Source organism: Streptomyces sp. G5(2025), assembly GCF_049542075.1.
Classification (GTDB): domain Bacteria; phylum Actinomycetota; class Actinomycetes; order Streptomycetales; family Streptomycetaceae; genus Streptomyces.
In genome coordinates this window covers 2,101,566-2,107,766 of the sequence record NZ_JBMUZT010000002.1, presented here as the reverse complement: position 1 = coordinate 2,107,766, position 6,201 = coordinate 2,101,566, and the positions used below count along the sequence as shown (strand labels likewise).

Sequence of the window (6,201 nt, the reverse complement as noted above, 5' to 3'; positions counted from 1 at the left end):
GGTTTGTTAACTGCACCTTCTGGGGCTCGTTGAGCGAGACGACATTCGTCTGCTCAAGGAGGCCCGTGTGACGGAGACCTTGCACCAGCAGCTGATCGAGGGGCGGATCGACGTACCTCGGATCGGCTCGGTAGTTCAGCTGAAGACTCAGCATCCGCCGTACATGGTGATGGATGAGGCCGGGGAGCCTGTCGAACCGGCAGTGCCTTATCTGCGGGATCTGTCGCTCAGTGACAACAGCCCCCTGACGGGGAGAAGCTACTCGTACGACCTGTTGCGGTGGTTCCGCGTCCTGTGGTGTCTCGGCGTCCCGTGGGAGAAGGCGGTGGAAGCGGAGGTAGCCGCCATAGTGGGATGGCTGCGTACGGCAGCAAATCCTCAACGGCGCCGGAGCAAGCCTGCCTCGCCCCCGCCCGGCTCGGTCAACCCACGCACCGGCAAGCGGTACCTCCAGGTCGGCTATCAACCCACCACGATCAACCATTCGCTGTCGGTCGTCAGCAGTTTCTACGACTTCCACCAGGAGCACGGTCGGGGGCCGGTTCTCAACCCGGTGCCGCAGTCCCCGGCCCGTAGGCAGGCCCTCGCCCATAAGAGCCAGGATGAGCCGGTGCGACCCTTCCGGCGCGCTCGGCTTCGGCAGCGAGTGCCGAAGGGCGACCCGCGAGCGATCCCGGACGCGATGTGGGACGAATTCTTTGCGGCGATGAACCACGACCGCGACCGGGCCGCTGTCCTGCTCTATGTCTCCAGCGGGGCCCGTGCCGCAGAGCTGCTGGGTGTCACCCCGGCGGACATCGACTGGCAAAAACAGATCGTCTACGTCATCTCCAAGGGCACCAAGCTGCGCGAACCGATCCCCACCAGCCCGCAAGCCCTGGTGGTACTCGCGGCCTATCTCGACTGGGCCGGACTGCCTCCGGCCCACGAGCCGGTGTTCCGAACCCGCCGCGGTCCGGAGAAGCCGCTCAGCTACTGGGCGATGCGCCGCGTTATCCAGCGGGCCAACGAGAAGCTGAAGACCAACTGGTCCTTGCATGACCTGAGGCACACGGCTGCTGAGCGCATGGCCAACGACCCGCACCTGACGCTGGTCGAAGTGCGGGCCGTTCTGCGCCACAGCGACCTTGCCACTACCGGCCGCTATCTGCGGGCCCGCGTCGAGGACCTCTTCGACGCTCTCCAGGCCCACTACAACCGGCCGCGCGTCCAGCCGAGCATCGCCCCGGGCTACGACCCCGAGGACTTCAAGGTGGTGTTCGGTGGCTGACATCACGACCACTCAGGACACCTACACCAGCCGCAACCGGCGCACGAATTACCGCGAGGAGCCGTTCATCCCGGCCCCCGCCTCCCGCTTCGACACCTCGATCAAAGCTGCCCCGGCACCTCCGCCCAAGACCCACCCCGGGCCGTTCGGCGACCTGTCCCGGGCCCCCATCACGGAGATCTGCCGATTGGTGCAGCGAGACGTCCGGCCGCCGAACTGCCGCAGCCACCTGCGCGGGCTGGAGCGGCTGCTCGGGCACCTCAAGCAGCATCCCGGCGACACCTGGCAGGAGCGGTGGCAGGCCGCCGGCTTCGATGCCGATCACGCCCCGTCCGTCACCGTGCTGGCCCACGAGGGCGACCGCTACGGCCGGTCTTATCTGATCTCCGCACTGAAGTGGCTCTTCTGCCTGCGTGTCATCCAGCCGTCCGTCGCCGGGTTGCGAGCCAACAGATTCGGTGACTACCCGGGCCCTTTCCGCAAGATCCACAACGACCGGTATCTGGACGAGTTCTTCAAGGCGGTCGATGCGACCAAGCACTTCCGGGACGTCCACAAGGCCAAGGCGAGGTTCGACACCGTGGCCGCGCTGACCACGCAGGGCATCGCCCTGGAGGACCTGACACCCTCGGCCCTGCTGCACTACTCGGTGGAGTGCCGACGCTTAGGCGTCGTCCCCAGCTCTACTGGACAGACCGGCCGGTTCGCCGCGCTCGGGGCCTGGCAGGTGCTTCACGCCATAGAGCACTTCCCGCCGGGGACGCCGCCGACGTTGCGCGCGTTCATCTACACCGGTCAGCGAACCGTCACCCAGCTCGTCGACCGTTACTCGATCAGCCACCAGGGCGTCCGCCAGCTCCTGATCGACTACCTCACCCGGCGGCAGACGGAGATGGACTACGTCTCGCTCGAAGGGCTGTCCCGCCGCCTGGCGAGCCAGTTCTGGGCGAAGATCGAGAAGATCAACCCAGGCCAGCAAGACCTTGTGATCAGCCCGGGCCTTTACGACCAGTGGCGGGCCGAGATCCAGGTCTGGGACAAGCACCCGACCAAGCAGCGCAAGGACACCTCCACCATCCTCCTCGCGGTCCGTGCCTTCTACATGGACCTGCACAGCTGGTCGGTTGGCGAGCCCGAGCAGTGGGCTCAGTGGGTGGCTCCCTGCCCGGTCCGGCGTCGGGATCTGAAGGGGTTCGGGAAGCGCAAGCGCGAGGTCAACCAGCGCATGGCCGAGCGGGTCCGGGCTCGTCAGCCTCTGCTGCCGGCGCTGTCCGCTCACATCGAGTCCCGCCACGAGTACCTGGTCGGCCTCTTAGACGCTGCCCGACAGGTGGTGCTCGGAGAGCCCTTCACCTTCCAGGGCAGCACCTATCACCGCACGAACTCCTGGCGTGATCGTCAGCGCGAGCGGAAGGAGGCGAACCCGCCGGTCAGGGTCATCGACCCGGACGGCGAAACGATCGACGTGACCGCTGCTGAGGAGACCGCCTTCTGGGAATGGGCCCAGGTCGAGGTCATGCGGCACAGCGGCATCCGCGTCGAGGAGCTCGTCGAACTCACCCACCTCAGCATCCGCCAATACCAGCGGCCCAACGGAGAGGTCATCGCCCTCCTGGTCGTGGCGCCCTCCAAGAGCGAACGCGAACGTGTCATCCCCATGTCCGCCGACCTCTTCCATGCCATCGCCCAGATCATCCGCCGGCACACTGCGGACGGACAGCCCATCCGCGTCCTCAGCCGCTATGACCCATACGAAAAGACCTGGTCAGAGCCCATGCCGTTCCTCTTCCAGAGGCAGATGGGCACCCTCCACGGGGTGATGGCGCCTACCACCGTGCTGCACATGCTCGCCCGCAGCTGCGAGGAACTGGCGGATGCCAACCCCGCCTTCGAGGACCTCACCTTCACACCCCACGACTTCCGAAGGTTGTTCGCGACCGACGTCATCAACGGCGGCCTCCCCATCCATATCGGTGCGGCGCTGCTTGGCCACCTCAGCCTGCAAACACTCCAGGGCTACGTCGCGGTCTTCGCCGAGGACGTGGTCGCCCACTACCAGAAGTTCCTCAACCACCGCCGGAGCCTGCGGCCCGCGGAGGAATACGTCGAGGTCACTTCCGAGGAATGGGCCGACTTCGAGGAGCACTTCGACAAGCGCAAGGTCGAGCTCGGCAACTGCGCTCGCCCCTACGGAACTCCATGCAGCCACGAACACGCCTGCATCCGCTGCCCGATGCTCCAGGTCAATCCGAAGATGCTGCCTCGCCTCGCCGAGATCGAGAAGGACCTACTCATGCGCCGCAAGCGCGCAGAAGAGGAGCACTGGTTCGGCGAAGTTGAAGGCATCGACACCACCTTGACCTTCCTCCGAGCCAAGCAAGCCGAAGCTGCCCGGCTCCTTCAGCGGCCCGTCATCGACCTGGGCCTGCCCACCCCTCGCCCCGAGGAGGACAAATGATCAACATCGACTCCCGATCGAGTGAAGTGCAGAGAAGCTTCATCCTCCGGAACAGGGTCATCGCCGCGCTCACCCGGGGGACGGTGGTGGTGGAGGCCGCCCACCGCAGCGGGGCGCTGGCGACGGCTCGTGACGCCCATGAGTTGGGGCGCTTCACCATGGGGGTGCCGGGGCCCGCGACCAGCGGCCTCTCCGCCGGGGTCCATGAACTGCTGCGGGGTGACGGCGTCCTGGTGACCGATGCCGCGGAAGTGGTCGAGCTGGTCGGCGACATGGGCGACCTGGCCCCGGAGCGGCGAGGCCCCGTCCTGCCACGCGATCTGCTCGCACCGGGGGCGGCCCGCGTCCTGGCCGCGCTGCCCGCGCGAGGGCGAGCGACGGCCCGGGACGTCGCCGTCGGCGCGGCGACGAGCGTGGATGACGCGGTAGGGCGACTGTACGAACTTCAGTCGTTGGGGTTCGTCGAACGACACGGCGATGGCTGGCAGTTGACACGCCAGGCGTTTGTGTCGGTCTTCGCCACTGGAGGTGAATCGTGACCGAGCGTGTTCCGCCGGACGGATGAACCCCCGACGACCTTGGGAAATCGCGCAGTTGATGCGCCGACGTCGTCACTCACCGCGACGGGAGCGACTCCGGGGGACACCCAGCGGAACGTATCTGCGCACGCACGATCCCATAGTCTTCGCTCACTGCGACACTGCAGTCACGCTACGCTCACAAGGATTCCGACGCGGACAGGCGACCAGACGGACAACCTCATTCACTTCACGCAAGCACAGCACCACACGAGCGCGAGCGGCCCCGGTGGATTCGCCGCTTCGCGCGACGGCACCGACCCACGCGACCTCACCGGTTCACGGCAGAACGGCTCAAGGCGACGAATGCCCCAGCACACCTCAGGGTCCGACCGGGCGGCGGGCCCTCCCGCCGCCCGTAGCGGCGAGCAGGAGCGGCCCCCCGCCCCCTCGTCGCTGGACGAGTTGTGGCGGTCGTACAAGGAGACCGGGGACGGGCGGCTGCGGGAGCAGCTGATCCTGCACTACTCGCCACTGGTGAAGTACGTCGCGGGCCGGGTGAGCGTGGGGCTGCCGCCCAACGTGGAGCAGGCCGACTTCGTCTCGTCCGGGGTGTTCGGGCTGATCGACGCGATCGAGAAGTTCGACATCGAGCGGTCGATCAAGTTCGAGACCTATGCCATCACCCGTATCCGCGGGGCGATGATCGACGAGCTGCGGGCGCTCGACTGGATCCCCCGCTCGGTGCGCCAGAAGGCGCGCAACGTCGAGCGTGCCTACGCGACCTTGGAGGCGCAGCTGCGGCGCACCCCCTCGGAGAGCGAGGTCGCCGCCGAGATGGGGATCGCGCTGGAGGAACTGCACGCGGTCTTCAGCCAGTTGTCCCTGGCGAACGTGGTGGCGCTCGAAGAGCTGCTGCACGTCGGCGGTGACGGCGGCGACCGGCTGAGCCTGATGGACACCCTTGAGGACCACGCGGCCGACAACCCCGTGGAGGTCGCCGAGGACCGGGAGCTGCGCAGGCTGCTGGCGCGGGCGATCAACACGCTGCCCGAGCGCGAGAAGACCGTCGTGACGCTCTACTACTACGAAGGACTCACGCTCGCCGAGATCGGCAACGTGCTCGGGGTGACCGAGAGCCGGGTGAGCCAGATCCACACGAAATCGGTGTTGCAGCTGCGCGCGAAGCTGGCCAGTTTCGGGCGCTGACGCGGTGCGTCGAGTGAGCTGAATCGTCCCTGCCCGCCGGTTGTGCGCCCCGCCGCGCCTCCCGCGCGGCGCGTCCCGTCCGTAAAGTGGAGCCGTGCCAAGGATTCGAGCGGCCTCTGTGGCCGAGCACCGGTCGATGCAGCGCGGGGCCCTGCTGGACGCCGCACGGTCCCTGTTGTCCGAAGGCGGGACGGAGGCGCTGACCTTCCCCGCCCTCGCCGAGCGCACCGGGCTCGCCCGGTCGTCCGTCTATGAGTACTTCCGGTCGCGGGCGGCCGTGGTCGAAGAGCTGTGCGAGGTGGACTTTCCCGTCTGGGCGGCCGAGGTGTCGGCGGCCATGGAGAACGCGGAGTCGGCCGAGGGCAAGGTCGAGGCCTATGTGCGGCGCCAGCTCGCCCTGGTGGGGGACCGCCGGCACCGCGCCGTGGTCGCCATCTCCGCGAGTGAGCTCGACGCGGGGGCCCGGGAGAAGATCCGGGCCGCGCACGGCGGGCTCATCGCGATGATCGTCGAGGCGCTCGAAGAGCTCGGGCACGAGCAGCCCCGGATGGCGGCGATGCTGTTGCAGGGCATCGTGGACGCGGCCGTGCGGCGGATCGAGCTCGGCGTGGCCGAGCAGCCCGAGTCCATCACCGAGGCGGCCGTGGCCATGGCGCTGCGGGGTGTGCGGGGCTGAGGCCAGGTCCCTGCGGGGCTGCGGCCCGGCCGTGGATTTCACGCGCCTGTAGCTCTCACCCACCGCCGAT

4 protein-coding genes and 1 pseudogene are annotated in these 6,201 nt (G+C 67.8%); all 5 read left to right on the top strand.

Annotation, left to right across the window (positions count from 1 at the left end):
- Positions 1–67: 67 nt before the first annotated feature.
- The 5 genes and pseudogenes from ACOBQB_RS09360 to ACOBQB_RS09340 all read left to right on the top strand — a co-directional run bounded on the left by ACOBQB_RS09360 (position 68) and on the right by ACOBQB_RS09340 (position 6,131).
- A complete protein-coding gene (locus tag ACOBQB_RS09360; RefSeq protein WP_423590296.1) occupies positions 68–1,270 on the top strand; it encodes a tyrosine-type recombinase/integrase in 1,203 nt (400 codons plus the stop codon).
- A complete protein-coding gene (locus ACOBQB_RS09355) occupies positions 1,263–3,728 on the top strand; it encodes a tyrosine-type recombinase/integrase (RefSeq protein ID WP_423590294.1) in 2,466 nt (821 codons plus the stop codon). Before ACOBQB_RS09360 ends, ACOBQB_RS09355 begins: the two co-directional genes overlap by 8 nt.
- Positions 3,729–3,757: 29 nt before the next feature.
- Positions 3,758–4,267, top strand: a pseudogene (locus ACOBQB_RS09350) (DNA-processing protein DprA); the annotation flags it as partial.
- Between the two features lie 345 nt (positions 4,268–4,612).
- Positions 4,613–5,455, top strand: coding sequence for an RNA polymerase sigma factor WhiG (gene whiG, locus ACOBQB_RS09345; protein WP_205034874.1), 843 nt, complete (start codon positions 4,613–4,615; stop codon positions 5,453–5,455).
- Positions 5,456–5,573: 118 nt separating this feature from the next.
- Complete coding sequence (locus ACOBQB_RS09340) at positions 5,574–6,131, top strand: TetR/AcrR family transcriptional regulator (RefSeq protein WP_423590507.1); 558 nt, start codon at positions 5,574–5,576, stop codon at positions 6,129–6,131.
- Positions 6,132–6,201 lie beyond the last annotated feature (70 nt).

Bases quoted from the DNA above. Each gene is read 5' to 3' on its own strand.
- whiG (WP_205034874.1), top strand. From the start codon at position 4,613: ATGCCCCAGCACACCTCAGGGTCCGACCGGGCGGCGGGCCCTCCCGCC.